Source organism: Amycolatopsis sp. NPDC003676, from assembly GCF_053587275.1.
The window spans coordinates 1-1,403 of sequence record NZ_JBSFNS010000296.1 but is presented as its reverse complement, the minus strand read 5'-3'; the positions used below and the strand labels follow the sequence as shown (position 1 = coordinate 1,403).

At 66.4% G+C, this 1,403-nt stretch carries 2 protein-coding genes; both read right to left on the bottom strand.

Going from position 1 to position 1,403, the window contains the following annotated elements; all coding sequences use genetic code 11:
• Positions 1-958 (bottom strand): MCE family protein (locus tag ACWDNU_RS45825; protein WP_449673447.1); only part of this gene is annotated, 958 nt, incomplete at its 3' end.
• Positions 955-1,317 carry a hypothetical protein gene (locus tag ACWDNU_RS45820; RefSeq protein WP_449673446.1) on the bottom strand — a complete coding sequence of 121 codons (363 nt, stop codon included), beginning with the start codon at positions 1,315-1,317 and terminating at the stop codon, positions 955-957. The genes ACWDNU_RS45825 and ACWDNU_RS45820, both read right to left, overlap by 4 nt.
• Positions 1,318-1,403: the final 86 nt, after the last annotated feature.

Here is a 1,403-nt window from a genome sequence, read left to right as displayed (position 1 = left end):
GCCAGTTGTCGGGGAACAGCCACGGCAGCGAGACGTCGCCGTAGTTGCCGTTGCCGAGCGCGTTGTTGAAGTAGCGCGCGGTCGGCTGCCCGATCTGCAGCAGGCGGTCGAGGTTGTCCTTGTTCTTCTGCAGACCCTCGGCCATGGTGTTGAGCTGACCGATGGTGCCGCCGAACTGGTTACCGTTCTCGGCGCCGATCTCCTCCAGCTGACGAGTCAGCGTGGCGATGTTGTCGAGCAGCTGCCGCAGCAGGTTCTGCCGCTCCATCACCCGGTTGGCGATGGCCTCGCCCTGGGTGATGACCAGCAGGATCGAGTTGCGGTTGTCTGCCAGCAGCTGGGTGACCCGGTTCAGGTCCTTCAGCAGGCTGTCGACCTCGCTCTTGCGTCGGTCGACGACCTTGGCCAGGGCGCCGACGCTGTCGATCGCCTGCGCGACGAGCTCCGGCGAGTCACCGAGCTGGCTGTTGATCGTGTTGAGCGAGGCGGCCAGCTTCTTGGTGTCGAGTTCCTCGAACTTGGGCGTACCGACCTGCACGACATCGGCGATGTTGTACGGCACGTCGGTGTTGGAGCGCGGGATGGTCTTGTTCTTCAGACCCGACCCGTCGCCCGGCTGCAGGTCGACGTAGCGCGCGCCGAGCAGCGTGGCCATCTTGATCGCGGCGTGCGCGTCGGGGCCGAACTTCAGCGACTTGTCGACATCGAGGGTGATCACCACGTGATCGCCCTCGATCTTGGCGCCGGTGACCGTGCCGACCTGCACACCCGAGACCGCGACCTTGTCGCCGGTCTTGATGCCCGCGGCCTGCACGAACTCCGCTTCGATCGACTGCCTGCCGATCCCGATGAACTGGTAGACCGTCGAACCGACCAGCAGCAGCACGATGACCAGCGAGCCGATCACACCGAGCCAGAAGTTGCGGTTGCCGAGGAAGGTCTTCTTGAGCTTGCTCATCTGCAGACCTCCGAGTGGGAGGTGCCACCGATCTGGCTGAACAGACCGCGCGGGAAGAGCACCCCGTAGAGCGAGACGTCGAGGCTGCACAGGTAGGCGTTGGCGTGCGTGCCCTCGGAGGTCATCCGGCCCAGGTCGGCGAGCATCGACGGCATGTCGATCGCGGCCTGGTCGAGCTTGGCGCCGTTGGCCAGCAGCAGGTTCAGCGCCGCGGTGGTCGAGTTCTGCGCCGCCGACAGCTTCGGCTGGATCTTGCCGACCATGCCGACCAGCGAGGTCGTCGCGTCGGCCAGGGTGGCCGTGGACGCCTGCAGCGACTGACCCTGTTCGTAGAGCCCGCCGATCAGCGCCCGGGTCATCGCTGGTGGTCGTGTCGTCGGGCTCGGTCGACGGGGCGCGCAGCGCTTCGGCGACGCTGGACTGGCTCGAGGCGCACGGCTACGGC

Bases quoted from the DNA above. Each gene is read 5' to 3' on its own strand.
- ACWDNU_RS45820 (WP_449673446.1), bottom strand. From the start codon at position 1,317: ATGACCCGGGCGCTGATCGGCGGGCTCTACGAACAGGGTCAGTCGCTG.